The sequence below is a fragment of the Gluconobacter sp. DsW_058 genome (assembly GCF_002153615.1).
Classification (GTDB): Bacteria; Pseudomonadota; Alphaproteobacteria; order Acetobacterales; family Acetobacteraceae; genus Gluconobacter; species Gluconobacter cerinus.
This window is the reverse complement of record NZ_JOPH01000063.1, coordinates 1-328: the sequence shown is the minus strand read 5'-3', so window position 1 is coordinate 328 and position 328 is coordinate 1. Positions and strand designations below refer to the sequence as shown.

The following is a 328-nucleotide window of genomic DNA, read 5'->3' as shown; positions in this document are numbered from 1 at the left end:
CTTTTTTCACATCGATATTGCCGAAGTCCAGACTGCGGAGGGCAAGCTGCACCTCTTCGTTGCCATCGACCGGACAAGCAAATTCGCTGTCACACAACTCGTCGGGAAAGCCGATCGGAAGACGGCCTGGGAATTCCTCGAATATCTCCTGAGCATCATTCCTTATCGGATCCATACCATTCTGACCGACAATGGGATCCAGTTCGCTGACCAACCCCGTAATCGCAATACGGCCTGGTCGGGTCCCATGCGCTTTGACATGATCTGCGAAGCCCACGGGATCGAACATCGTCTGACAAAACCCAATCATCCCTGGACGAACGGTCAG

1 protein-coding gene is annotated in these 328 nt (G+C 53.7%); it reads left to right on the top strand.

Features of this window, described 5'->3' with window-relative positions:
* On the top strand, positions 1–328 hold a 328-nt coding region (locus HK24_RS11630; protein WP_143412320.1), incomplete at both ends, for a DDE-type integrase/transposase/recombinase.